We start from the raw sequence: 23,286 nt of genomic DNA, 5'->3' as shown, positions 1-23,286 counted from the left end.
TACCGCACCCGGGCGTGTAAGGTGCCGGGCCCGGGTCCGGTCTTCTTCACGTACCCCCAAGAACCCCACGGAGTTCCCATGCGCCACCCGTTCCGCCACGCCCTGTTCGTCGTCGCCCTCGCCGCCATGGCGCTCGGGCTGGCGCGCCCCGCCATCGCGGCCCAGACCGCCCCGGAATTCGCCGGCATCGCCGTCTGGCAGAACTCGAAGCCGCTGACGATGAAGCAGCTGCGCGGCAAGGTCGTGCTGATCGATTTCTGGGCCTACTCGTGCATCAACTGCCTGCGCACCCTGCCCCACGTCACCCGCTGGTACGACGAGTACAAGGACAAGGGCCTGGTGGTGGTCGGCGTGCACTCCCCGGAATTCCCCTTCGAAAAACAGGAGGGCAACGTCCGCGACGCGATCAGGAAGTACAACATCCACTACCCGGTGGCGCAGGACAACGATCTGGAAACGTGGGACGCGTGGGACAACCAGTACTGGCCGGCCGAGTACCTGGTCGACCAGCGCGGCAACGTCGTGGCCCATCACTTCGGTGAAGGCAACTACGCCGAGATGGAGAACGCGATCCGCACCCTGCTGGGCCTGCCGCGGCTCGACGCCAAGGCCATCGCCGAGGACAAGGATGCGCCGGACTTCAACCAGATCGGCTCGCCGGAGATGTACTTCGGTGGCGACCGCGGCCAGAACCTTGCCAGCCCCGAAGGTGGCCGCACCGGCACGCGCGATTTCACCGCGCCCTCGCGGCTCGATCTGAACCAGTTCGCGCTGGTCGGTCGCTGGGAGATCGGCCGTCAGAACGCCACGCTGACCGGTGCCAGCGGCGAGATCCGCCTGCATTTCAAGGCGAAGAAGGTGCACATGGTCGCCAGCGCGAACGATCCGGTGACGGTCGAGGTGCTGGTCGACGGCAAGCCGCAGCCGCCGGTGACGATCCAGGCATCGCAGCTGTACACGCTGTACACCGCGACCGACTACAAGGATCACGTGCTGACGATCCGGATTCCGAAGGCGAATTTCCACGCGTTCACGTTCACCTTCGGGTGATGCTCTCTTGGTGGGAGCCAGCCTGCTGGCGAAGGGTGCTTGCCGCGAGCACCCTTCGCCAGCGGGCTGGCTCCCACCGAGGACACACTTGCACGACCGTTACTCACGATATATCGTACGTGCACTACGTACGATATATCGGAGAGCATCCATGCATTTTTTCCATCGGCTCCACGAGCACATGCATGCCGTCGGCCGCGGCGGCGGCCGCTTCGGCGGCGGCCCGTTCGGATTCGACGACCGCGACGGCATGCGTGGCGGGCGTGGCGGTGGCCGCTTCGGCGGCCGGATGTTCGGGACGGGCGACCTGCGGCTCCTGCTGCTGGCGCTGATCGAGGAGCAGCCACGCCACGGTTACGAACTGATCCGCACCATCGAAGAGATGTTCGACGGCCAGTACAGCCCGAGCCCCGGCGCCATCTATCCGACCCTGACGATGCTCGAAGAGCTCGGCTATGCCCGCGTCGAGGCCGAGACGGGCGGTAAGAAGCTCTACGCCATCACCGACACGGGCCGCGCCTTCCTCGCCGAGAATCGCGACAGCCTCGACGCGCTCACGGAGCGGCTGCAGGTGATGTCCCGCCATATGCGCCGCATGACCGTGCCCAACGAAGTGCGCGAGGCCATGCATCGGCTGAAGCATCAGCTGATGAACCATCACAAGAGCTGGGACGAAGCGGAACTCGCGCGCGTCGCCCGACTGATCGACGCGGCCGCGAAAGCCGTGGGGGAGCGCCAATGACCGACGAGCGTCATCAGGCCCGACGCGTCCGCCACCCGCTGAAGATGCGCCGCCTCGAAGTGGCGCGCGTGGCGCACGTCACCCCGCACATGGTGCGGGTGACGCTTCGCGGCGACGACCTCGCCGGATTCGTATCCGCCGCGCCGGACGACCACGTGAAGCTGTTCTTCCCGACCCCGGCCGGCACGATGAACCTGCCCGTCTTCAGCGAGAACGGTCCTGTCTACGCCGACGGCGAGCACTCGCCGTCGCGCGACTACACCCCTCGCAGGTACGACGCAGCGGCCGGCGAGCTCGACATCGATTTCGTGATCCACGGCGACGGGCCCGCGTCCAGCTGGGCGGAGACCGCTAGCGTGGGGGACGTCCTGCATGTCGGCGGTCCGCGCGGATCGATGGTCGTCGCGGACGATTTCGATCACTACGTGATGGTGGGCGACGCGACCGCGCTACCCGCGATCGGCCGGTGGCTCGAACACATGCCGGCGGACCGGAACGTCACGGTGCTGATCGAAGTGTCGTCGGCGGAAGAGCGACAGGCACTCGCGCGCGACGTCACCTGGTTCGTCGCCGGAGCGTCGCCACGGATGGACGAGGCGCTTGCGGCGTTGCCGATACCGCAGGGCGATACATTCTGGTGGGTGGCCACGGAATCGAAGCGTGCCCGTGCGTTGCGCTCCTTGCTGGTGGAACAACGCGGCGTCGACAAGGAATGGGTCAAGGCTACGGGCTACTGGCAGGCCGACTGATGCGGTTGCCTGGGTGGGGCTTGTCGCGAGCACCCGTTCGCGGCCAAGGCCGCTCCCACAGAAGAGCGAGCCGTGTGGATTTCGGTGGGAGCCAGCCTGCTGGCGATGGGCTTGTCGCGAGCACCCATCGCGGCCAAGGCCGCTCCCACAGGATGCTCTGCGAAAGCCGCTTTAGCGCTGCCCTCTGTCCGGAAGCCATCGCGAGCTGGCTGAATCTCCGGGGCTCGTCATCGTCACGGCGTATCGACGTCGCTTAATCGATCCCTGCCATGAACACATAACGTTTGCGGCCGCCGCGATACCCCTATGTCCGTTCATGGGATGGGAGCGGCACGATGCGGCGTGGCAGGAAAATTCTGGCGTGGGTGTTGGGCATCCTCGTCGTTCTGATCGTGGCGATCATTCTCTTCATCGCCTTCTTCGACTGGAACCGGCTGAAACCCACCATCAACGAGAAGGTGTCCGAAGCCATCGGTCGCCCGTTCGCCATCAATGGCGACCTGTCCGCGCATTGGTCGCGCGAGCCCGGAGAAGGCGGTCTGGTCGGACTCATCCCCTGGCCGCATTTCAGAGCCCTCGACATCACCGTCGCGAATCCGGACTGGGCGAAGAACAAGCGTTTCGCCACGCTGGAGTCCGTCGAGTTCCGGCTGTCGCCCTTCCCGCTCATCGCTCATCGCATCGTGGTACCCGAGATTCGGCTGGGCCGGCCGCGGATCGCGCTGGAGCGCGTGAAGAACGGCGACAACACGTGGACGTTCAAGATGCCCGAGAGCACCGGGCCGTCCGAATGGCAGATGGAGCTGAACGCGATCGCGTTCGACAAGGGTCACATCGACTTCTCGGACGCGACCAACCAGATCGTCATGGGCATCGACGTGACGCCGCTCGGCAAGGGCATTCCGTTCAACGAGATCATGGCGCAGCAGGAGAAGGATTCGCGCGCGCAGGCGAACAAGACCACGGGCGCCAGCGCGAAGACGATGGCGAAGAGCGACGCCGACGAAAAGGACCGCCAGGACGAAACCAAGAACAAACAGCTCTATTACTTCGCCTGGGATGCCAAGGGCACGTACAAGAAATCCACCGTGTCGGCCAAGGCCCGCACCGGCGGCGTGCTCGCGCTGCGCGACGCCAGTCGCCCATTCCCGGTGCAGGCGGATGCGCGGTTCGGTGATACGCACATCGCCTTCGTGGGCACGCTGACCGATCCGATCAACATGGGCGCGCTCGACGTGCGGTTGTGGTTCTCGGGTACCAGCATGTCGCATCTTTACGACCTGACGGGCATCACGCTTCCGGACACGCCGCCCTTCGCGACGGAAGGCCATCTCAAGGCCAACCTCAAGCAAGGCGCGAGCGTCTTCACGTACGAGAACTTCACTGGCCGGGTCGGTGGCAGCGATCTGGGCGGAAGCCTCGTGTTCGACACGCGCGGCGCGCGGCCGAAGCTGTCCGGCAAGCTGAAATCGAACCAGCTGCTCTTCGCCGATCTGGCACCGCTGATCGGTGGCGGCAGCGACGCCGAAAAGGCGAAGCGCGGCGACACCGCGAAGCAGCCGGCCGGCAAGGTGCTGCCGGTGGAGCCGTTCAAGACCGATCGGTGGAACGCGATGGATGCCGATGTCACGTTCACCGGCGTCAAGATCGTTCATGGCGAACGGCTGCCGTTCGAGAACGTCTCGACGCATCTGGTCATGCAGGACGCGGTGCTTACCCTCGACCCGCTCAAGTTCGGCGTGGCGGGCGGCACCGTGGGCAGCAACATCCGGCTCGACGGTTCGAAGACGCCTCTGCGCGGGGGCTTCAACCTCGGAGCCCGTCACCTGAAGCTCAAGGAGCTCTTCCCCACCTTCGCACCGATGCAGACGAGCTTCGGCGAGTTGAACGGCGACGCGTCGCTCACCGCCGTCGGCAATTCACCCGCGGCGCTGCTGGGCAGTTCCAATGGCGAGGTGAAGCTGCTGATCAACGATGGCGCGATCAGCGGATCGTTGCTGGAGTTGGCGGGCCTCAACGTGGGCAGCTACGCGGTGACGAAGCTGTTCGGCGACGACGTGGTCAAGATCAATTGCATGGCCGCCGATCTCGTCGCCACCGATGGCGTGATGGAATCGCGGCTGTTCGCGTTCGACACGGAAAAGGCTTTGATCAACGTCACGGGCGACGTGAACTTCCGTGACGAGAAGCTCAATCTCGACATCGTTCCGCATACGAAGGGCTTCCGTCTGTTCTCGTTGCGCTCGCCGTTGTACGTCCATGGGACGTTCGCGAATCCGGCGCCGGGCGTCCACGCCGGGCCTCTGATCCTGCGCGCCGGTGGCGCCGCCGCGCTGGCGGTGTTCGCGGCGCCGGTGGCGGCGCTGGGCGCACTGGCCGTGCCGGAAAGCGGCAAGGCGGACGCCACGCAGTGCAAGCCGTTGCTGGACGATCTGAAGCAGAGTCCGCCGAAAGCCCCGCCAGCCGGAAAGTCGGCAAGGTAAGCGGGACGGCCGGTGGGAGCCAGCCTGCTGGCGATGGGGGCTTGCCGCGAGCGCCTATCGCGGCCGAGGCCGCTCCCACACCTGCTGTAGTGGGCTCCTGGTGGGAGCCAGCCTGCTGGCGAAGGGGCTTGCCGCGAGCACCCATCGCGGCCGAGGCTCTCCTACAGATCGGCCTTTGGAAGCCGCGTCAGCGGCCCCTACAAAAGCCGTGCGGCTTCGGGCAAGCTTCGCGGATGTCGCCTGCCCGTCGTGCTCATCTCCAGATCCACTTCTGCGTCCTGCTCTGGGGCTTCACCGCCATCCTCGGAAAGCTGATCGCCCTGCCCGCCCTGCCGCTAGTGTGGTGGCGCATGTTGCTGGTGTCGGGGACGCTGCTCTGCGTGCCGCGGGTGTGGCGCGGTCTGCGCGCCATGTCGCCGCGGCTGGCGCTGTCCTATGCCGGCATCGGCGTGATCGTCGCACTGCACTGGCTCACGTTCTACGGCGCGATCAAGCTCGCGAACGCCTCCGTGGCCGCGACCTGCATCGCGCTGTGTCCCGTGTTCCTGGCCATTGTCGAACCGTGGGTGGCCGGTCGTCGGTTCGATCCGCGGGAGCTGATGATCGGCGCGGCCGTGGTGCCCGGCGTGGCCCTCGTGGCGGGCGGGCTCCCCGGAGACATGCGCCTTGGCCTCGCCATCGGCGTGCTCTCGGCGATCTTCGTGGCCTTCTTTAGCGCGCTCAACAAGCGTTTGATCGATCGCGCGGATTCGCTCACGGTAACCTGCGTCGAACTCGGCACGGGCACGCTGTTTCTCACCGCCCTTGCGCCGTTCTTCGCCGTGCCGGCCTTTCCGCTGCCTGACGCGCACGACGGCGCGCTCCTGATCTTGCTGGCGTATGGGTGTACGTTGCTCCCCTTCGCGCTGGCGCTGTCCGCGCTGCGCCATCTCTCCGCGTTCGCGACGCAGATGGTGACGAACCTCGAGCCCGTCTACGCGATCGTGCTTGCGATTCCGCTGCTCGGCGAGCAACGGGAGCTGGGGTGGACGTTCTACGTCGGCGTGGCGATCATCCTGATCGCGGTGTTCGCGCATCCCTGGCTGCATCGAGGAGAACGCGCGGCGCCGTCCGACATCGTGGCGCCCTGATTTTCCGCAAGCGGCTCAGCCGCGTCCGCGGGCCTTCATGGTGCGCTGGCGACGGGCGCGCTGCGCCGGCGACCGCGTGCTGGTCGTTTTTCGGGGTGACGAGCGCTTGGCTCGCGAAGGCGGGCTGATCGGTTTCACGGGATGCTCCGGGGAGTACCGGGAAGGTCGATGCTGCGACCCACCCGGTGAATATCCCGCTAAGAAGGTGTCAGGCCAGCTTGATTTCGCGCAGACGCTCGAGCAGGTACTCGTGGGCCGTGATGGCTTTCGGGTAACGCTTCGGGTTGTCGGGCGTGATGCACGAAGGCAGCACGTCGAGCACGACGTCCGGGTTCGGGTGCAGGAAGAACGGCACCGAATAGCGCGGCTTGCGCGCGGCGCCTGGATCCTTCGGGTTGGTCACGCGATGCGTCGTCGACGGATACACGTGATTGGTGAGGCGCTGGAGCATGTCGCCGATGTTCACCACGATGGCGTCGCCTTCGGTGGTGATCGGCAGCCACTCGCCGTCGCTCAGGACCTCGAGGCCGGCCGTGCTGGCGCCGACCAGCAGCGTGATGAAGTTGATGTCTTCATGCGCGCCGGCGCGGACGTTCGGCACGTTGGCCTGCTCGATCGGCGGGTAGTGGATCGGACGCAGGATCGAGTTGCCGACATCGATCTTGTCTTCGAAGAAGGTCTCCGGAAGATCGATATGCAGCGCGAGCGCGCGCAGCACGCGCGAACCGAGCTGATCGAGCTTCGTGTACAGGCCGTAGCCCTTTTCCTTGAAGCCCGGCACTTCGTCCGGCCACACGTTGGGCGGCATCACGTCGGCGAACTTCGAGTCGCGCGGAATCTCGCGACCGATGTGCCAGAACTCCTTGAGATCGGCGAACTGGCTGTCCTTCGCGGTTTCGACCTTGAACGGCGTGTAGCCGCGCGCACCGCCGCTGCCGGGGATGTGGTACTTGCGCTTGGTGTCGTCGGGCAGCGCGAAGAACGCCTTGAACGCCTCGTACGCCCCGTCGATGTCCTCACGCGGGATACCGTGGCCGCTGATGCAGCAGAAACCGAATTCGCGGTAAGCGGCGCCGATCTCGGCGACGAACGCGTCCCGATCGGTGTCGTAGCGGCGGATATCGAGGGTGGGAACCGACTTCTGAACCGTATTCATGGGAAACCTGCGTGCACGCGATCGAGGGTCAGGCCGTGGCCTGGGCCGCCGATTTTACGGCGTCGGCCAGCTGGCCCGCCAGCCGGTCGACTTCGGCGGCATCGGCCGCCTCGATCGTGACGCGCACCAGCGGCTCGGTGCCGGAGGCACGCAGGACGACCCTGCCACGGCCTTCCAGCGCGGCCTCGACGTCGGCCAGAGCCTGGACGACCGTCTCGGACTTGAGGGCTTCCTTGGCCCCCTGCACCCGGACGTTGACCATGGTCTGCGGCAGTTTGACCAGCCCGGCGCGGGCCTCCGCGAACGACTCGCCGGATTCGAAGAGCGCCTCGAGCAGCGCGAGGGCCGCCACGACACCGTCGCCGGTGGTGAAGCGGTCGAGGCAGAGCACGTGGCCGGACGTCTCGCCACCGAGCACGCCGCCGTGTTCCTTCAGCTGCTGGAGCACGTAGCGGTCGCCGACGTTCGCCCGGACAAACGGGATATCGAGCTGCCGGAGTGCGCGCTGCAGGCCGTAGTTGCTCATCAGGGTGCCGACGACGGGGCCCGGCAGGCTCGCCTTCTTCTTCCAGTGGCGCGCGATCACGTAGAGCATGTCGTCGCCATCGGTGACCGTGCCATCGCGATCGACCACGCGCACACGGTCGCCGTCGCCGTCGAAGGCGATGCCGAGGTCGGCACCGCGCTCGACCACGGTCCGCGCGAGCCCGTCGGGATCGGTGGAACCCACGCCGCGATTGATGTTGAGACCGTCGGGCTCCGCGCCGATGGTCGAAACCTCGGCGCCGAGGTCGCGGAACACCTTCGGGGCGACCTGGTACGTGGCGCCGTGGGCGCAGTCGAGCACGATGCGCATGCCGGCCAGCGAGAAATCGTCCGACACGGTGGACTTGCAGAACTCGGCGTAACGGGTGACCGCGTCGTCGACGCGGCTGGCCTTGCCCAGCGCCTCGGAGGCGACGGTGACGAAATCGGCTTCGAGCTCGGCCTCGATCTCGGCTTCCAGCTCGTCGTCGAGCTTTTCGCCCTGGCCGGAAAAGAACTTGATGCCGTTGTCCTGATGCGGGTTGTGCGACGCGCTGATCACGATGCCGGCATCGGCGCGCAGCGAGCGCGTGAGGTACGCGACGCCCGGCGTGGGCATGGGGCCGAGCAGGCGGACGTCGGCGCCGGAGGCGACCAGACCCGCCTCCAGCGCCGCCTCGAACATGTAACCGGACACGCGGGTGTCCTTGCCGATGACCACCATGACCTTGCGGTTCGGGTCGCGGCGCTCGGATCCGGTGCCGGCGGGGCGACGGTCGGCGGCGCGGCGGCGCGCCAGCACGGCACCGGCGGCGCGGCCGAGACGGAGGATGAAATCGGCGCTGATCGGGTACGTGCCGACGTGACCGCGGATGCCGTCCGTGCCGAAATACTTGCGTTCACTCATGGTGTTGTCGTCCTTACTTCCGGATCGGGCGAGGATACTCCGATGCCGCGGGGGGTGCGGAGCTGGCCAGAGGGGCTAGCCGTCCGGCGCTACTCGTCGTCCGGCCAGCGGGGCGTCGCCGGCCTGTCATGGCGGGGCGCGGTGTCGCCGGCCTTCACGGCGGACCACACGGCCAGCGCATCGACGGTGGCGGCCACGTCGTGCACGCGGACCATGACGGCGCCACGCTGCACGCCGATCATCGCCGCGGCCACCGAGCCGTGCACCCGCGCGGCGGGATCCTGCCGGTGGGTCAGCGCGCCGATCAACGACTTGCGCGAGACGCCGATGTACGCCCCCGCACCCAGTTCCGCGAATCGGGCCGTGGCGCGCAGCAGGGCCAGATTGTGCTCGAGGCTCTTGCCGAAGCCGAAGCCGGGGTCGACCAGCACGCGGCGACGATCGATGCCGGAGAGCTCGCAGGCGAACAGGCGATCGGTCAGGAAGCGGTGGACGTCGCCCACCACGTCGTCGTAATCCGGCGCCGCCTGCATCGAGCGCGGCTCGCCCTGCATGTGCACCAGGCAGACCGGCACGCGGAGCTCGGCGGCGGCATCCAGCGCGCCTTCGCGGCGCAGCGCATAGACGTCGTTGATCATGCCCGCGCCCGCACCGACGGCGGCGCGCATGACCTCGGGCTTGGAGGTATCGATGGAAATCGGCAGCGTCGTCGCTGCGGCCAGTCGCTCGATCAGCGGAACGACACGACGAATCTCTTCCTCCACCGGAACGTCGTCGGCGCCGGGACGCGTGGACTCGCCGCCGATGTCGAGCATATCGGCACCCTCTTCCGCCAGTTTCAGCGCGTGGGCGTAGGCGGCGTCGAGGGAGTCGTGACGGCCGCCGTCCGAGAAGGAATCCGGCGTGACGTTGACGATGCCGACCACGCGCGGCCGGTCGAGCGACAGCGCGCGGCCGTTGCAGTCGAGCACGGTGGCGAACGGATCGATGCTCATGCGGATCAGCCCTGCTGCGTGCCGCCGATGGCGCCCATGAATCGACGGTAGTAGCGCAGCTCGTCGATGGAATCGCGGATGTCGGACAACGCGGTGTGCGCTGAATCCTTCGCGAAGCCCCTGGCGATCTCCGGCGACCAGCGGCGCGAAAGCTCCTTCAGGGTCGACACGTCCAGATTCCGGTAATGGAAATAGCGTTCGAGCGCCGGCATCTCGCGGTGCATGAAGCGCCGATCCTGGCAGATCGAGTTGCCGCACATCGGCGACTTGCCGACGGGCACGTGCTTCTTGAGGAAGTCGATCGTGGCCTGCTCGGCCTGCTCGACCGTGACGTCGGACTCCACCGCCCGCTGCCACAGGCCGGAGCGCCCGTGCTGGTTCCGGTTCCACGCGTCCATCTGCTGCAGCCGAGCGTCGCTGTGCGAAATGGCGAAGACCGGGCCTTCGGCAATGACGTTCAGATCCTTGTCCGTGACGATCGTGGCGATCTCGAGGATGGAGTCGTTGTCGGTATCCAGTCCCGTCATCTCCAGGTCGATCCAGATGAGGTTGTCGTCGTGCTGCGCAGGTGTCATGGGTGCTCCTTTGAGGATGCCGAGTCTAACCCGGCAGGCCGCCAACCTGTAGGCACCGATCCGGCGGGAGCCAGCCTGCTGGCGATGGCTTCCCACGGCGAGCACCCATCGCCAGCAGGCTGGCTCCCACCCCGGTGAACGGAACGTGAGATCATGCCGGGATGGCCGAACCGACCTTCTTCTGGCACGACTACGAAACCTTCGGCGCCGATCCCCGACGCGACCGTCCCAGCCAGTTCGCCGGCATTCGCACGGACGCCAACCTCGACATCGTCGGCGACCCGGTGATGATCTACTGCCGGCCGCCACGCGACATGCCGCCCCAGCCCGCCGCCTGCCTGATCACCGGCATCGCGCCGCAGCTGACCGAGCGCGAGGGCCTGTCCGAAGCGGCCTTCGCCGCGGCGATCCACGAGCAGATCGCCGCGCCGGGCACCTGCACCGTGGGCTACAACTCGCTGCGCTTCGACGACGAGTTCACCCGGCACCTCCTGTACCGCAATTTCTACGACCCGTACGGTCGCGAGTGGGAAAACGGCAACTCGCGCTGGGACCTGATCGACCTGGTGCGCATGTGCCAGGCGCTGCGCCCGGACGGCATCGTGTGGCCCACCCGCGAGGACGGCACGCCCAGCTTCCGGCTGGAGCACCTGGCCACGGCCAACGGCCTCAAGCAGGACCGCGCGCACGACGCCCTGTCGGATGTCGAGGCGCTCATCGCCCTCGCCCGCCTCATCCGCGCCAGACAGCCAAAACTCTGGGACTGGTACTACGCGCTGCGCCGCAAGCAGCGAGTGTTCGAAATGCTCGACGTCGCCGCCATGACGCCGGTGGTGCACGTTTCGTCGCGTTATCCCGCCAGCCGCCAATGCCTCACCGTGATCGCGCCGGTCGCCGCGCATCCGACGCGCGCCGGCGAGGTCATCGTCTACGACCTTACCGCCGACCCGGCCGACCTGATCGCGCTGGACCACGACGACATCGCCGACCGCGTGTTCGTGTCGCGCGCCGACCTCCCCGAGGGAGTGGAGCGCATCGCGTTGCGCACCGTGCGTGCCAACCACGCCCCCGCGCTGGCGCCGCTGTCCGTGCTCAAGGGCGTGGATCACGGCCGGTTGGGCGTCGACATGGCGGCCGTGGAACGCAATCTCGACGCCCTACGCAACAGCCCCGGGCTCGCCGAAAAGCTCCGGCGCGTCTACGCGCGGGCGTCGGACCTGCCGCCGGCGGAGGATCCGGAGCTGGCGCTCTACGGCGCCTTCCTGCCCGACGCCGACCGTCGCCTTCTGGCGGACGTGCGCGCCACGCCGCCCGACCAGCTCGGGACACGCGCGTTTCCGTTCCGCGACCCGCGATACCCCGAGCTACTGTTCCGCTATCGGGCACGAAACTGGCCGGAAACGCTCACGCTCGAAGAACACGCGCGCTGGGAGGCGTTCCGCGTCGACCGCCTGACCCGCCGTGGCCCGTTGACCACACTGACCCTCGACGACTACGACACCGAACTCGCCACGCTGCGCGCGCTGCCCGGCGCGCCCCTCGCGCTGCTCGACCAGCTCGAGGCGTGGAGCCTGGAACTCCGCTGACTTGACCATGCCGACATCCTATTTCACGCCCGCCACGTTCCGTTTCTTCAAGGCCCTCGTCCGCAACAACAATCGCGAGTGGTTCCACGAGCACAAGGACGACTACGAGCGCCACGTGCGCGAGCCGTTCACCGCGCTGATCGGCGACCTCGCCGCGCCGCTGGCGAAGATCAGCACGCACTTCGTGGCCGACACGCGCAAGGTCGGCGGCTCGCTGTACCGCATTCATCGCGACACGCGTTACGCGAACGACAAGCAGCCGTACAAGGGCTGGCAGGGATCGCGGTTCTTCCACGAGCGCCGCCGCGAGATCCAGGCGCCAGGGTTCTACCTGCACATCCAGCCGGGCGAATGCTTCGTCGGCGGCGGCATGTGGCATCCCGAGCCGCCGGTGCTGAAGAAGCTGCGCGAGTTCCTCGCCGACAACCCCGGCGCGTGGAAGCGCGCGACGCAGGGAAAGGCCTTCCGGGAGCGCTTCACGTTCTGGGGTGAAAGCCTCACGCGTCCGCCGCGCGGGTTCGACGCGAACCACGAACTGATCGAGGACCTCAAGCGGAAGAACTTCGCCGCCGGCCAGGACTTCGACGAGGCGATGGCATGCTCGTCCGAGTTGCTACCGTTCGTCGTGGACAACTTCAAACGCCTTGCGCCGATGGTGGATTACCTGTGCGCAGCGCAGGAACTCGAGTTCTGACCTTCCCTGTGGGAGCGCGCTAGCGCGCGATGGGTGCTCGCGGCAAGCCCCCATTCGCGGCCAAGGCCGCTCCCACAAGCACTCGTCACCATGGCCGATACGGCGGGCTTGTCTGTGGGAGCGCGCTCGCGCGCGATGGGTGCTCGCGGCAAGCACCCCTTCGCGGCCAAGGCCGCTCCCGCGAGAAGTGCCGGCTGCGGGGCAATGGCTTGGCTACTTCTCGTAGAGTTCGATCGGCAGGTCGTCGGGGTCGGCGAAGAAGGTGAAGCGGCGGCCGGTGAATTCGTCGACGCGGATCGGTTCGCATGCGACGCCGTGCGCAGCGAGTTTCGCCACCGCCGCGTCGATGTCCGTCACCGTGAACGCGAGGTGGCGAAGACCCTGCGCTTCGGGCCGCGACGGCCGTTTCGGCGGCGACGGAAAGGAGAACAGTTCCAGCTGCACGCCGGGGCTAACCTCCAGGTCCAGCTTCCACGAATCGCGCGCCTCGCGGTACGCCTCATGGATCACCTTCAGGCCAAGCACATCCGTGTAGAAGGCCTTCGACCGCGCATAATCCGAGCAGATGAGCGCGACATGATGGATGGCTTCGAGCATGGCGATCAGGCCTCGGAGAACGGAAAAGCGAGCACGTCGGCGATCGCGTCGGTGCCAGCGAGCACCATCAGCAGCCGTTCGATACCCATGGCGACACCCGCGCAGTCCGGCATGCGATCCAGCGCCGCGAGCAGCGACTCGTCGATGGCGACTTCCGGCGTACCGCGCGCGCGACGCTTCGCGTTGTCGCGCTCGAAGCGCTGGCGCTGCTCCGCGGCGTCGTTGAGCTCGTGGTACCCGTTCGCCACCTCGTACGGCCCCACGTAGACCTCGAATCGCTCCGCCACCGGCGGGTCGTCGTGACGGATGCGCGCGAGCGCGCACTGGCTGGCGGGAAAGTCGGAGACCACGGTGACGCGATCTCGCGGGAAGTTCGGCTGGATGCGATGGGTCATCAGGAGATCGAGCCAGTCGTCGCGCTCGAGGCCTTCCGGATCGATGCCGATAGGGGATAGCGGCTCGCGCAGTCGTTCGACCGGATCGGTGAGCGCGTCGACACCGAGCGTATCGCGGAAAAGACCGCGATACGTCGTCTCGACGATGTCGACGGTGCGCCCCGCACGAAGCAGCAGGATCTGGAGAAGGTCGATGACTTCGCGCGCGAGCTTCGCATCGTCCCAGCCCACGCGGTACCACTCGAGCATGGTGAACTCTGGGTTGTGCCGACCACCGGCCTCGCCATCGCGGAACACGCGTCCCATCTCGTAGCAGTCGCCCACGCCCGCGGCGAGCAGCCGCTTCAGCGGAAACTCCGGCGACGTGCGCAGCCAGCGCTGCGGCGAGCCGGCATCGACGTGCCCCGTGAAACGCGTGGAGAAACTCTGGATGTTCGGATCGGTATTGCCCGCGGCCGACAGCATCGGCGTCTCCACCTCGAGCACGTGGCGCTCGGCGAAGAACGCGCGGATGCACGTATAGAGGCCGGCGCGCAGCCGCAGGTGCTTCAGGTCGCTCACGGCGCCACTCCGTGTTCGGTCAGCAGCGCGACGAGATCGGCTTCGCTGTGGACCGGCACGCCGAGTTCGGTCGCCTTGTCGAGCTTGGACCCCGCGGCCTCGCCGGCGAAGACACCCGTGGTCTTCTTCGACACCGAACCGGCGACCTTGGCGCCAAGCGATTCGAGTCGCTCGGTCGCGTCGTCGCGCTTGAGCGTCTCCATCGTGCCGGTGATCACGTAGGTGAGCCCTTCCAGTGGCAACGCGGAAGCGGCTTTCGCCGGCAGCGCGGCCGCCAGCCGGCGCATCGCTTCGTCGGCCTCGCGCAGTTCCGCCATGCGGTCCGGGTCGCCGAGATACGCGGCGAGGTTGGTGGCGGCGGCCTGCGGCACACCCGCGACGATCCACTGGTGCTCGCCGGCCTTCACCAGCGCGTCGAGGCTGGCGTAGTTGCGTGCGAGGATGCCCGTGCTCTTCGGGCCCAGCTTGGGGACCTTCGCGGCGTCCAGCAGCACGTCCAGGCCGAGGCGGTCGCGCAGCTTCGGCGAGGGCGCGCCTTCGTCGGCGAAGACGATGCCCGCCGCGAGCAGCGCGTCCACCACTTTCTGGTTGCCTTCCTGTTCGAAGAACGCGGCGATGGAGGTCGCGACCTCGTCGCCGATATCGGGCAGCACGCGCAGCACGGGTGCCGGCGTGTGACGTACGTGTTCCAGCGAGCCGAGCCAGCCGGCCAGTGTCTTCGCCGTGCTTTCGCCGATGTGCATGATGCCGAGCGCGAAGAGGAAGCGCGGCAGCGTGGACCGCTTGCTGGCCTCGATCGCGTCGACGAGGTTCTCGGCCCATTTCGTCGCGACCTTGCCCTGCCTGACCGTCTCGGGCGTCGATCCGTCGCGTTCGTCGGCCTGCGTCTTCATGCGCACGAAGCTGTCGACCGTGAGCGCGTAGAGGTCGGCCGGCGTGTGCACCATGTCGAACTCCACGAGCGCGTCCACGAAGCGATCGCCCAGACCGTCGATGTCCATGGCACGGCGCGAGGCGAAGTGGATCAGGGCTTCCTTGCGCTGCGCGGCGCAGATCAGGCCACCGGAGCAGCGATACGCGGCCGCGCCTTCCTCGCGCAGCAGCTCGGAGTGGCAGACCGGACACGTGGCCGGCATCTTCCACGGCACGGTGCCGGCGGGGCGCTCGGCTTCCACGACGCGTGCGACCTCGGGAATGACGTCGCCCGCCCGGCGAACGATCACCGTGTCGCCCACGCGTACGTCGAGGCGCGCGACCTGGTCGGCGTTGTGCAGCGTGGCGTTGGTGACCGTGACGCCGGCGACCTGCACGGGTGCCAGACGCGCGACCGGGGTCGCGGCACCGGTGCGGCCGATCTGGATCTCGATGGCCTCGACCGTGGTTTCCTGCTCCTGCGCGGGATACTTGTGCGCGATGGCCCAGCGCGGCGCGCGCGAGACGAACCCCATCTCGCGTTGCCCCGCGTAGTCGTCGAGCTTGTAGACGACACCGTCGATGTCGTACGGCAGGCTGTCGCGTTTTTCGCCGATACGGCGAAAATACGCCAGCAGACCGTCGAAGCCCTTCGCCTTCGACACCTCGGGCGAGACGGGGAAGCCCCACTCCCGCAGCCGGGCCAGCGTGGCGGAATGCGTATCGGGCAGCTCGCCGCCTTCCACGCGCCCCACGGCATACGCGAAGAACGCCAGCGGCCGCTTCGCCGTGACGGCGGGGTCGAGCTGGCGCAGGGAGCCGGCCGCGCCATTGCGCGGATTCGCGAGCGGCTTCTCGCCCGCGGCGCGCGCGCGCTCGTTGAACGCCTCGAACGCGGCCCGGGGCATGATCACTTCGCCGCGCACCTCGATCAGGCGCGGCCAGCCTTCGCCGCGCAGCCGCAGCGGAATCGCCTTGACGGTGCGCAGGTTGGCGGTGACGTCTTCGCCGACGGCACCGTCGCCACGCGTGGCGCCCTGCACGAAGACGCCGTTCTCGTAGGTGAGGCTGATGGCGAGGCCGTCGAGCTTCGGCTCGACCGAGAATTCGGGCTGGCGACGATGCAGCGTCTGCTCGATGCGACGTTCGAAGTCGGCCACCTCACGATATTTCTCACGATCGGTGTCGCCGTCCTGCTCGAACGCGTTGCCGAGCGACAGCATCGGCACCGCGTGCACTACTTCGGCGAAACCGCCGCGCGCACGCGCGCCGACGCGTCGTGTGGGCGAATCGTCGCTGGCGAGGTCGGCGTACTCGTTTTCGAGCGCTTCCAGCTCGCGCATGAGCCTGTCGTATTCGGCGTCCGCGATGTCGGGCTCGTCCAGCACGTGGTAGCGATAATTCGCATCCTCGATGCGCTGGCGCAGCACCTGCGCGCGGTCGACGGCTTCGAGGGGGGCGTTGGCTTGAGGCATGTGGAGGGTCCGTGATGGTGCGCTTGACCGACGCGACCCTGAACTGTCGGCCGGACGCGCGGCAAAAGCAATCATCCCATCGGATATAATCGCACCGCTATGCCACCTCTCGACGTCATCGCACCTCCCGATCAGCCCGACGTCCAGACCCTCCCGACAGACCGACCGGCGCTTGCGCCCGCCGAGCCATCCAGCCGGGCCCGCTACCGCGGCCTGATCTGGCTGGTATCGGCCGCGTTCTTCATGCAGGCGCTGGACTCCACGATCGTCAACACCGCCGTTCCCGCCATCTCCGGCGCGCTCGCGGTGACGCCGCTCGACATGCGTACGGCGCTCACGAGCTACGTGCTGACGCTGGCGATCTTCATCCCCATGAGCCCCTGGCTCTGCGACCGCTTCGGCACGCGGCGCGTGTTCGGCGGGGCCATCCTCGTCTTCGCGCTCGGCTCGCTGCTGTGCGGCGTGGCGCAGAGCCTGCCGCAGCTCGTCGCATCGCGCATCGTGCAGGGCCTCGGCGGAGCGGCGCTGATGCCCGTGGGCCGCTATGTGCTGGTGCGCAGCATCGATCGCCGCGAATTCGTGAGTTCCATGACCACGGTGGCCACCTTCGGGCTGCTCGGCTCGGTCGCCGGACCGCTCATCGGCGGCGCGCTCGTGGAATTCACCAGCTGGCGCCTGATCTTCCTCATCAACGTGCCCGTGGGCATCGTCGGCCTGCTGCTCAACCGCCGCGAGATGCCCGATTACCGGCTCGATCGGGCGCACCGTTTCGACACCTCCGGCTTCCTGCTCTTCGCCGGCGCCTCGGCGCTCTGCCTGATGGCCGCGGAATCGCTGGGCGGCAGCAGCCGCGGTTTCGTGATCGCGGCGTATGCCCTGGGCGCGGTCGCGCTAGGCACGCTCTACGTGCGGCACAGCCATCGCACCGACCATCCCGTGAGCGACCTCTCGTTGCTCAAGGTGCGCAGCGTATGGGTGTCGCTCGCGGGCAACCTCTTCACGCGGCTCGGCGTGTCGGGCATGTACCTGCTGCTCGTGCTGTTCCTGCAGATCGGTTGCGGCTGGTCGCCGTTGACGGCCGGCCTGATGATGGTGCCGCAGGCGGTAGGTTCGATCGCGGTGAAACCCTTCATCGACCGGCTGCTCACGCATTTCGGCTATCGCCGGCTCCTGCTCGGCAACACCATCGCCGTGGCCGCGGTGCTCTGCTCGTTCGCGCTGCTCAGCCCGCAGACGCCGCCCTGGGTGATCGCCGTGTTCGTGTTCGTGTACGGGTCGGTGATGTCGGTGCAATACACGTCGATGAACACGCTCGCCTACGTCGACCTCGACGTGAAGTACGCCTCCATGGCGTCGTCGATGGCCTCCACGGCGCAATACCTTTCGATGAGCTTCGGCATCGCGCTGGCGTCGTTGCTGATGGCCGGCTTCCTCGGCGCGCACAGCGCCGACGGCTACGTGTGGGCCTTCCGCTGGTCGGTGATCGTGCTGGGCATGATCACGCTGGCGGCGAGCTGGATATTCGGGCGACTGCGCGACCCTCGCGCCGTCCCTGCCACCGGGGCACCCTGACGGCACGATGGGGTACCCTCAAGAGGACACCGCGCCTTTCTTCGCGGCTTCGATCAGGAACGATCCATGCACGACTCCGCGAGCATCCTGCTCACCCTGTTCATCATCTTCGTGGCGGCACAGATCGGCGGCGAGATCGCCCAGCGGGTGAAGCTGCCCTCGGTCGTGGGCGAGATCGCGGCGGGCTGCGCCGTCGGCCCCTCCGCCCTGGGCTGGGTGACCCTGCCGGACATCGCCACGGGCACGCCGCTGGATGTGCTCGCCGAGATCGGCGTGATCCTGCTCCTCTTCTCCGTGGGCCTGGAAACCCGTCTCGACGACCTCAAGAAGGTCGGCGCGAGCGCCTTCCTCGTCGGCGTGCTCGGCGTGCTCATTCCGTTCGGTCTCGGCGCCCTCTGGGCGCACGGCTCGGGCTTCGACTGGATCCGCTCCATGTTCGTGGCCGCGGCCTTCGTCGCCACGTCGGCGGGCATCACGGCGCGCGTGCTGCAGGAGCTCGGCGTGCTGCAGCGGCGCGAGGCACGCATCATCCTCGGCGCCGCGGTGATCGACGACATTCTCGCCATGCTGCTGCTCGGCATCGTGTCGTCGCTGCAGGGCGGCGGCAAGGTCGATGTGGGCAGCCTCGCGATGACGCTGCTCGGCGCCGTGGGCTTCGTCGCGGTGATCGGCTGGGGCGGCACGCGGGTGATGCGCCGTGGCTCCGGATGGCTCGACAAGCCCAGCCATCCGATGTCGCCGCTCGCGATCGTGCTCGCACTCTGCCTGGGCCTCGCCTGGCTGTCGATGAAGTTCCATCTCGCGGCGATCATCGGCGCGTTCCTCGCCGGCATGATCGCCTCGGAAACCCGGCAGCGGCACCAGCTGGAAGAACAGACCGCGCCGCTGCTGGCGTTCCTCACGCCCTTCTTCTTCGTCGTGACGGGCGCCAAGGTCAATCTCTCGGAACTGGCCAGCGCGAGCGCGCTGACCATGCTCGCCGTGGTCACGATCATCGCGATCGTGTCCAAGCTGGCGGGCGGCTTCCTCGGCGCGCTGAGCCTCGGCCGCCGCGGCGCGACCATCGTCGGCTTCGGCATGGTGCCGCGCGGCGAGGTGGGCGTGGTGATCGCGAGCCTCGGCCTCGCCGCCGGCGTGTTCGACGAACGCATCTACGCCATCATCGTCGCCATGTCGCTGCTCACCGCGATGATCACTCCTCCCGTGCTGGCGTTGCTTCTTCGCGAGCGCCCCGGGACGACCGGTACGCCGTGAGCGCGTCTTCGCGCGAACGCTTCAGGTCCACGATCGGGCGCGGGTAGCCCGATCGCTGAAGGAACGCCGCGTCTTCCCAGGGCGCATGCACCAGCCGGCCCGGTGCCTGGGCCAGCTCGGGCACCCAGCGGCGGATGTACGCGCCCTCCGGATCGAACTTCTCCGACTGCGTCACGGGGTTGAAGATGCGGAAATACGGCGCGGCGTCGGCGCCGCTGCCGGCGACCCATTGCCAGCCCATCGCGTTGTTCGCCAGGTCGGCATCGACGAGCGTGTCCCAGAACCACTTCGACCCGATCACCCAGTGCTGCCGCAGGTTCTTCGTCAGCAGGCTGGCGACGAGCATGCGCACGCGGTTGTGCATCCATCCGGTGGCCCACAGCTCGCGCATGCCGGCGTCGACGATGGGAATGCCTGTCTTGCCCTGCCTCCACCGGCGAAGCACGTGCGCATCGCGCTTCGCCCAGCGCATGCCGTCGAACGCCGGATTGAAGTTCTCCCTGGGCGTCTTCGGAAAATGGAACAGCAGGTGATGCCCGAATTCGCGCCAGCCAAGCTGGCGGAGATACGGTTCGATGTCGGCCGAACGTCGACGCGCGGCGTGCTCGCGCAGGGCCGTGGCGATCTGTACCGGCGATATCTCACCCCAGTGCAGGTGCGGCGACAGGCGTGAGGTGCCATGGCGCGCCGGCAGGTCCCGCCCTTCCGCGTAGTGCCCGAGCGCGTCGTCGGCGAACAGCGCGAGCATCTCGTGCGCGCCGTCCTCGCCCGGCGTCCATTCCGCGAAGCCTTTTGCCCAGTCGAGCGTCGGCAGCAGGTTCAGGTCGTCGATGGCCATCGTCGCTCCGGCTGGAAGGTCGACGAACGATGCCCGCGCGGGTATGGGAAGCGGTTCCACACCCTCGATGCGCGTGCGCAGGTTTCGCCAGAACGGCGTGAACACGCGATACGGGTCGCCCTGCTTCGTCGCGATGTCCCACGGTTCGCACCACAGCGCGGCATTGCACGACGCGACCTCGACGCCATCGCCTTCGAGCGCCTTGCGCACGGCTTTGTCGCGACGCACGATGCGCGGCTCGTAGAGACGATTGAAGTAGACGGCCTCGGCACCCGTCGCCGCGATCGTGGCGCGCAGGGCATCCAGCGAGGGCCCTTCCACCACCTGGAGATGCCCCTTGTGCCTGCGCAGCGTCTTATCGAGGGCATGCAGCGAGTGATGCAGCCACCACCGACTGGCGGCGCCCGGCGCCCATTCGCCCTCCTCGCCGGGGGCATGGATGTAGAGCGCGATCACCGTGTCGTGGGCCTTCAGCGCCGCGGTCAGAGCGGGGTTATCGGCAAGACGGAGGTCGCGGCGGAACCAGACAATGGCTGTAGTCATCGGCCTAGTATCCATCAACGACGTGAAGTGCGAATCGTGCTCGCCCTTCGTTCAGTCGACATGCTTAGACTGGTGCCGCAGACGACTACACTCGCCATCGTCCTAAGGAGATTCCATGAACATCAAGACCGTGCTTGGCCTACCCCTCGCCGCCCTGCTCGCCACGGCCGCCATCGCCCCCGTCTCGGCGGCGACGCTGACCCGTCCCGACGGCATCTACGTCCGTTGCGACCAGTGCGGCGTGGTCCAGAGCATCGAGCACAACGTCGTCGCCGGCCGCGAACACGGCACGGCCGGTGCCGTTATTGGCGCCATCGCAGGCGGCGTGCTCGGTAACCAGGTCGGCAAGGGCAAGGGTCGTACCCTCGCCACCGTCGGCGGCGCGGTCGGTGGCGGCTTCGCCGGCAACGCGATCGGCAAGGGCGGCGGCAGCGAGAGCTACACGCTGCGCCTGAAGATGGGCACCGGCGGCTACACCAACGTGCAGGTGAAGGACGCCTCGGCGATCCGTCAGGGCGACATCGTGGTCGTCGACGACCAGGGCAACGTGCAGCGCGTGCAGTAAGCACTGGGTCCATTGCGGTGATGAAGAGCCGGTCGCATTTGCGGCCGGTTTTTTTTTGCGTCCGAGGGGCTCGGCTTCGCCATTGCGTTGGGTTTCGGGTGGCCGCGAAGAGCCGTCGGCGGTCGCACTCGGCGCTCTGGCTCGGCTTCGCCGTCGCGTTGGCTTGCGCGTTGCCGCGAAGAGCCGTCGGCCCTCACCCTCGCCGCTCCGAGCTCCGGCGTCGCTTGGGTAAGGGTGCCGCTGCGCGGCTTTGTCTGATGGCTGCGCCCCGGCGCGCACGGGCTTCGCGCGGGGGTTTTCGATTCGGCCTCCGTGCCTCAACGAAAACGGCCGGCCATCCAGGCCGGCCCCCTTCGGGCCTTATCCGCGCGAATCCCTCGCCTCCACAAGTCGCGCCGAGGGTGAGGGCCGACGGCTCTGCCGACCGTTGAGGTGCCGGGTGGCGACAAGACGGCTACCGTCGGGTGGGAGCCAGCCTGCTGGCGATGGGTGCTTGCCGTTGCGAGCGATGCCTTCGGCCGCCTGTCTGTGGGAGCGGCCTTGGCCGCGATGGGTGCTTGCCGCAAGCACCCATCGCGGCCAAGGCCGCTCCCACATAAAGCCAAGAGCTCGCCGCCATAGCGGCTCCTACACAAGCAGCTTGCCTAGCCGGTCGGCAGAGCCGTCGGCCGCCGCCCTTGGCGCGACTTGCGGAACCGAGCGCGGCGGGCGGATCAGGCCCGCAGGGGGCCGGCCCGGATGGCCAGCCGTTTTCGTCGAGGCAGGAGCCGAGTCGAAAACCCCCGCTCGCCGCGCGGGCGCGCAGGGGCGTCAGCCATCGAACATGGCCGCGCAGCGGCATCCTTTCCCAAGCGACGGTGAAGCCCGGAGCGCCGAGGGCGGCGGCCGACGGCTCTTCGCGACAGCGCAAACCGAACGCGATGGCGAAGCCGAGCCGGTGCGACGAGGGCACTTCGCGGCCATGCGAAACCCAACGCGATGGTGCAAGCCGAGCCGTCGCTACCCTTCCGTCGTGATCCGCCGCGCCACCGCGTCGTAGAACGACTCGGGGAGGTTCGCCCGGACGGGTACGCGCCACCAGTTCGGACGCGCGAACGCGCGGCACTTCACGGCGTCCTTGTCCGTCATCAGCACGGGGCACCCGTCGGCGAAGGTGAAGTCGTCACGGGTGAATGCGTGATGGTCCGAGAACGGATGGCCGTGCGCGGCGATGCCGTGGGCCGTGAGGCTGGCGAAGAAGCGCGACGGGTTGCCGATGCCGGCGACCGCGTGGGCGGGCCGACCGGCGAAATCGCTCAGAGGGGCCACGATGCTGTCGTCTGCCATGTTTACCGCGACACCGCCTTCCAGCGTCATACCGATTTCATGGCCCTTCGGCACGCCGCCGTTGACGACGATGAAGTCGACGGTCGACAGGCGATCGGCGGGCTCGCGCAAGGGGCCTGCCGGCAGCAGGTGACCATTGCCAAGGCGGCGTTCGCCATCGATGACGCAGATTTCGACGTCTCGACCCAGCCGGTGATGCTGGAGGCCGTCGTCGGCGAGGATCAGGTCGCAGCCGGCGTCGACGAGCAACCGGGCGGCTTCGGGGCGTTCGCGCCCGATCGCCACGGGTACGCCGCTCTGCCGGATGAGGCTCGGTTCGTCGCCCACGCGGGCGGGGTCGTCGTCGCCGGTGAGCAGATACGGGCCACGTTCGCTGCCGCCGTAACCGCGACTCACGATGCCCGGATGGAATCCGCGCTGCGCCATGGCTTTTGCCAGCGCGACGATCAGCGGCGTCTTGCCCGTACCGCCTACCGTGATGTTGCCCACCACGACCACCGGCACCGGAAGCCTGACGACGCTGGCCGGGTTTGCACGGAAGCGCTCGGCCTGACGGCGAACGCCACGAGCGTAGATCGCCTCGAGCACGCGGGCCCACAACGGCGGCGTGCCGTCACCGTACCAACGACGTTGCAACGAGGCACCGAGGGCCACGG

Annotated in this window: 19 protein-coding genes; 10 read left to right on the top strand and 9 right to left on the bottom strand. The window is 67.8% G+C overall.

The genetic code is table 11. The features are described 5' to 3' along the window. Positions 1-78 precede the first annotated feature (78 nt). From BMX32_RS13525 to BMX32_RS13505, 5 genes are all read left to right on the top strand, one after another. Positions 79-1,050, top strand: coding sequence for a thioredoxin family protein (locus BMX32_RS13525; RefSeq protein WP_089979517.1), 972 nt, complete (start codon positions 79-81; stop codon positions 1,048-1,050). A 151-nt stretch (positions 1,051-1,201) separates the two neighbouring features. Next, complete coding sequence (locus BMX32_RS13520) at positions 1,202-1,792, top strand: PadR family transcriptional regulator (protein WP_211664218.1); 591 nt, start codon at positions 1,202-1,204, stop codon at positions 1,790-1,792. Continuing rightward, entirely contained in the window at positions 1,789-2,541 is a 753-nt protein-coding gene (locus BMX32_RS13515; protein ID WP_089979515.1) for a siderophore-interacting protein, read from the top strand. Before BMX32_RS13520 ends, BMX32_RS13515 begins: the two co-directional genes overlap by 4 nt. Before the next feature lie 335 nt (positions 2,542-2,876). Next, entirely contained in the window at positions 2,877-5,024 is a 2,148-nt protein-coding gene (locus BMX32_RS13510; RefSeq protein ID WP_089979513.1) for an AsmA family protein, read from the top strand. Between the two features lie 233 nt (positions 5,025-5,257). Continuing rightward, complete coding sequence (locus BMX32_RS13505; protein WP_029214007.1) at positions 5,258-6,154, top strand: DMT family transporter; 897 nt, start codon at positions 5,258-5,260, stop codon at positions 6,152-6,154. 208 nt (positions 6,155-6,362) lie between these two features. On the opposite strand, the gene BMX32_RS13500 is transcribed toward BMX32_RS13505, so the two are convergent. The 4 genes from BMX32_RS13500 to orn all read right to left on the bottom strand — a co-directional run bounded on the left by BMX32_RS13500 (position 6,363) and on the right by orn (position 10,312). Continuing rightward, complete coding sequence (locus BMX32_RS13500; protein ID WP_089979512.1) at positions 6,363-7,310, bottom strand: isopenicillin N synthase family dioxygenase; 948 nt, start codon at positions 7,308-7,310, stop codon at positions 6,363-6,365. Positions 7,311-7,338: 28 nt separating this feature from the next. Continuing rightward, a complete protein-coding gene (gene glmM, locus BMX32_RS13495) occupies positions 7,339-8,742 on the bottom strand; it encodes a phosphoglucosamine mutase (RefSeq protein ID WP_089979510.1) in 1,404 nt (467 codons plus the stop codon). An 89-nt stretch (positions 8,743-8,831) separates the two neighbouring features. Then, a complete protein-coding gene (gene folP, locus BMX32_RS13490; protein WP_170843655.1) occupies positions 8,832-9,737 on the bottom strand; it encodes a dihydropteroate synthase in 906 nt (301 codons plus the stop codon). Between the two features lie 5 nt (positions 9,738-9,742). Further along, the gene (gene orn / locus BMX32_RS13485; RefSeq protein ID WP_089979509.1) at positions 9,743-10,312 is read right to left on the bottom strand and encodes an oligoribonuclease; all 570 of its coding nucleotides are present in this window, start codon (positions 10,310-10,312) and stop codon (positions 9,743-9,745) included. 161 nt (positions 10,313-10,473) lie between these two features. Between orn and sbcB the strand changes: the two genes are divergently transcribed. Then, positions 10,474-11,898 (top strand): exodeoxyribonuclease I, encoded by a 1,425-nt coding sequence (gene sbcB, locus BMX32_RS13480; RefSeq protein WP_089979507.1) that lies wholly within the window; start codon positions 10,474-10,476, stop codon positions 11,896-11,898. Positions 11,899-11,905: 7 nt separating this feature from the next. Beyond that, positions 11,906-12,592, top strand: a complete 687-nt coding sequence (locus BMX32_RS13475) for a DUF2461 domain-containing protein (protein ID WP_089980335.1) — start codon at positions 11,906-11,908, stop codon at positions 12,590-12,592. A gap of 213 nt (positions 12,593-12,805) precedes the next feature. Here the strand turns inward: BMX32_RS13475 and BMX32_RS13470 are convergent, their stop codons facing one another. The 3 genes from BMX32_RS13470 to ligA are packed head-to-tail and all read right to left on the bottom strand — an operon-like array spanning position 12,806 to position 16,532. Further along, on the bottom strand, positions 12,806-13,189 hold the full coding sequence (locus BMX32_RS13470) for an SMU1112c/YaeR family gloxylase I-like metalloprotein (RefSeq protein WP_089979506.1): 384 nt from the start codon (positions 13,187-13,189) through the stop codon (positions 12,806-12,808). A 5-nt stretch (positions 13,190-13,194) separates the two neighbouring features. Next, on the bottom strand, positions 13,195-14,145 hold the full coding sequence (epmA, locus tag BMX32_RS13465; RefSeq protein WP_089979504.1) for an EF-P lysine aminoacylase EpmA: 951 nt from the start codon (positions 14,143-14,145) through the stop codon (positions 13,195-13,197). Beyond that, entirely contained in the window at positions 14,142-16,532 is a 2,391-nt protein-coding gene (ligA, locus tag BMX32_RS13460) for an NAD-dependent DNA ligase LigA (protein ID WP_089979503.1), read from the bottom strand. Before ligA ends, epmA begins: the two co-directional genes overlap by 4 nt. A 99-nt stretch (positions 16,533-16,631) precedes the next feature. Here ligA and BMX32_RS13455 point away from each other — a divergent pair, with 99 nt between their 5' ends. Both BMX32_RS13455 and BMX32_RS13450 read left to right on the top strand, forming a co-directional pair. Next, positions 16,632-18,104 (top strand): MFS transporter, encoded by a 1,473-nt coding sequence (locus tag BMX32_RS13455; RefSeq protein ID WP_089979501.1) that lies wholly within the window; start codon positions 16,632-16,634, stop codon positions 18,102-18,104. A gap of 66 nt (positions 18,105-18,170) precedes the next feature. Next, positions 18,171-19,358, top strand: coding sequence for a cation:proton antiporter (locus tag BMX32_RS13450; protein WP_089979499.1), 1,188 nt, complete (start codon positions 18,171-18,173; stop codon positions 19,356-19,358). Here BMX32_RS13450 and BMX32_RS13445 read toward each other — a convergent pair. Beyond that, positions 19,297-20,739, bottom strand: a complete 1,443-nt coding sequence (locus BMX32_RS13445) for a cryptochrome/photolyase family protein (RefSeq protein WP_089979498.1) — start codon at positions 20,737-20,739, stop codon at positions 19,297-19,299. The genes BMX32_RS13450 and BMX32_RS13445 overlap by 62 nt on opposite strands. A 115-nt stretch (positions 20,740-20,854) precedes the next feature. Here BMX32_RS13445 and BMX32_RS13440 point away from each other — a divergent pair, with 115 nt between their 5' ends. Next, a complete protein-coding gene (locus BMX32_RS13440; RefSeq protein WP_089979496.1) occupies positions 20,855-21,304 on the top strand; it encodes a glycine zipper 2TM domain-containing protein in 450 nt (149 codons plus the stop codon). 999 nt (positions 21,305-22,303) lie between these two features. Here the strand turns inward: BMX32_RS13440 and lpxK are convergent. Then, positions 22,304-23,284 carry a tetraacyldisaccharide 4'-kinase gene (gene lpxK / locus BMX32_RS13435; RefSeq protein ID WP_089979495.1) on the bottom strand — a complete coding sequence of 327 codons (981 nt, stop codon included), beginning with the start codon at positions 23,282-23,284 and terminating at the stop codon, positions 22,304-22,306. Between the last annotated feature and the right edge of the window lie 2 nt (positions 23,285-23,286).

This window comes from Luteibacter sp. UNCMF331Sha3.1 (assembly GCF_900109915.1).
Taxonomy (GTDB): Bacteria; Pseudomonadota; Gammaproteobacteria; order Xanthomonadales; family Rhodanobacteraceae; genus Luteibacter.
The sequence above is the reverse complement of the archived record's forward strand: the minus strand, read 5'-3'. Positions and strand labels throughout refer to the sequence as shown.

Coding starts and splice junctions, on each gene's coding strand:
- BMX32_RS13525 (WP_089979517.1), top strand. CDS start 79: ATGCGCCACCCGTTCCGCCACGCCCTGTTCGTCGTCGCCCTCGCCGCC.
- BMX32_RS13520 (WP_211664218.1), top strand. CDS start 1,202: ATGCATTTTTTCCATCGGCTCCACGAGCACATGCATGCCGTCGGCCGC.
- BMX32_RS13515 (WP_089979515.1), top strand. CDS start 1,789: ATGACCGACGAGCGTCATCAGGCCCGACGCGTCCGCCACCCGCTGAAG.
- BMX32_RS13510 (WP_089979513.1), top strand. CDS start 2,877: ATGCGGCGTGGCAGGAAAATTCTGGCGTGGGTGTTGGGCATCCTCGTC.
- BMX32_RS13505 (WP_029214007.1), top strand. CDS start 5,258: ATGTCGCCTGCCCGTCGTGCTCATCTCCAGATCCACTTCTGCGTCCTG.
- BMX32_RS13500 (WP_089979512.1), bottom strand. CDS start 7,310: ATGAATACGGTTCAGAAGTCGGTTCCCACCCTCGATATCCGCCGCTAC.
- glmM (WP_089979510.1), bottom strand. CDS start 8,742: ATGAGTGAACGCAAGTATTTCGGCACGGACGGCATCCGCGGTCACGTC.
- folP (WP_170843655.1), bottom strand. CDS start 9,737: ATGAGCATCGATCCGTTCGCCACCGTGCTCGACTGCAACGGCCGCGCG.
- orn (WP_089979509.1), bottom strand. CDS start 10,312: ATGACACCTGCGCAGCACGACGACAACCTCATCTGGATCGACCTGGAG.
- sbcB (WP_089979507.1), top strand. CDS start 10,474: ATGGCCGAACCGACCTTCTTCTGGCACGACTACGAAACCTTCGGCGCC.
- BMX32_RS13475 (WP_089980335.1), top strand. CDS start 11,906: ATGCCGACATCCTATTTCACGCCCGCCACGTTCCGTTTCTTCAAGGCC.
- BMX32_RS13470 (WP_089979506.1), bottom strand. CDS start 13,189: ATGCTCGAAGCCATCCATCATGTCGCGCTCATCTGCTCGGATTATGCG.
- ligA (WP_089979503.1), bottom strand. CDS start 16,532: ATGCCTCAAGCCAACGCCCCCCTCGAAGCCGTCGACCGCGCGCAGGTG.
- BMX32_RS13455 (WP_089979501.1), top strand. CDS start 16,632: ATGCCACCTCTCGACGTCATCGCACCTCCCGATCAGCCCGACGTCCAG.
- BMX32_RS13450 (WP_089979499.1), top strand. CDS start 18,171: ATGCACGACTCCGCGAGCATCCTGCTCACCCTGTTCATCATCTTCGTG.
- BMX32_RS13445 (WP_089979498.1), bottom strand. CDS start 20,739: ATGACTACAGCCATTGTCTGGTTCCGCCGCGACCTCCGTCTTGCCGAT.
- BMX32_RS13440 (WP_089979496.1), top strand. CDS start 20,855: ATGAACATCAAGACCGTGCTTGGCCTACCCCTCGCCGCCCTGCTCGCC.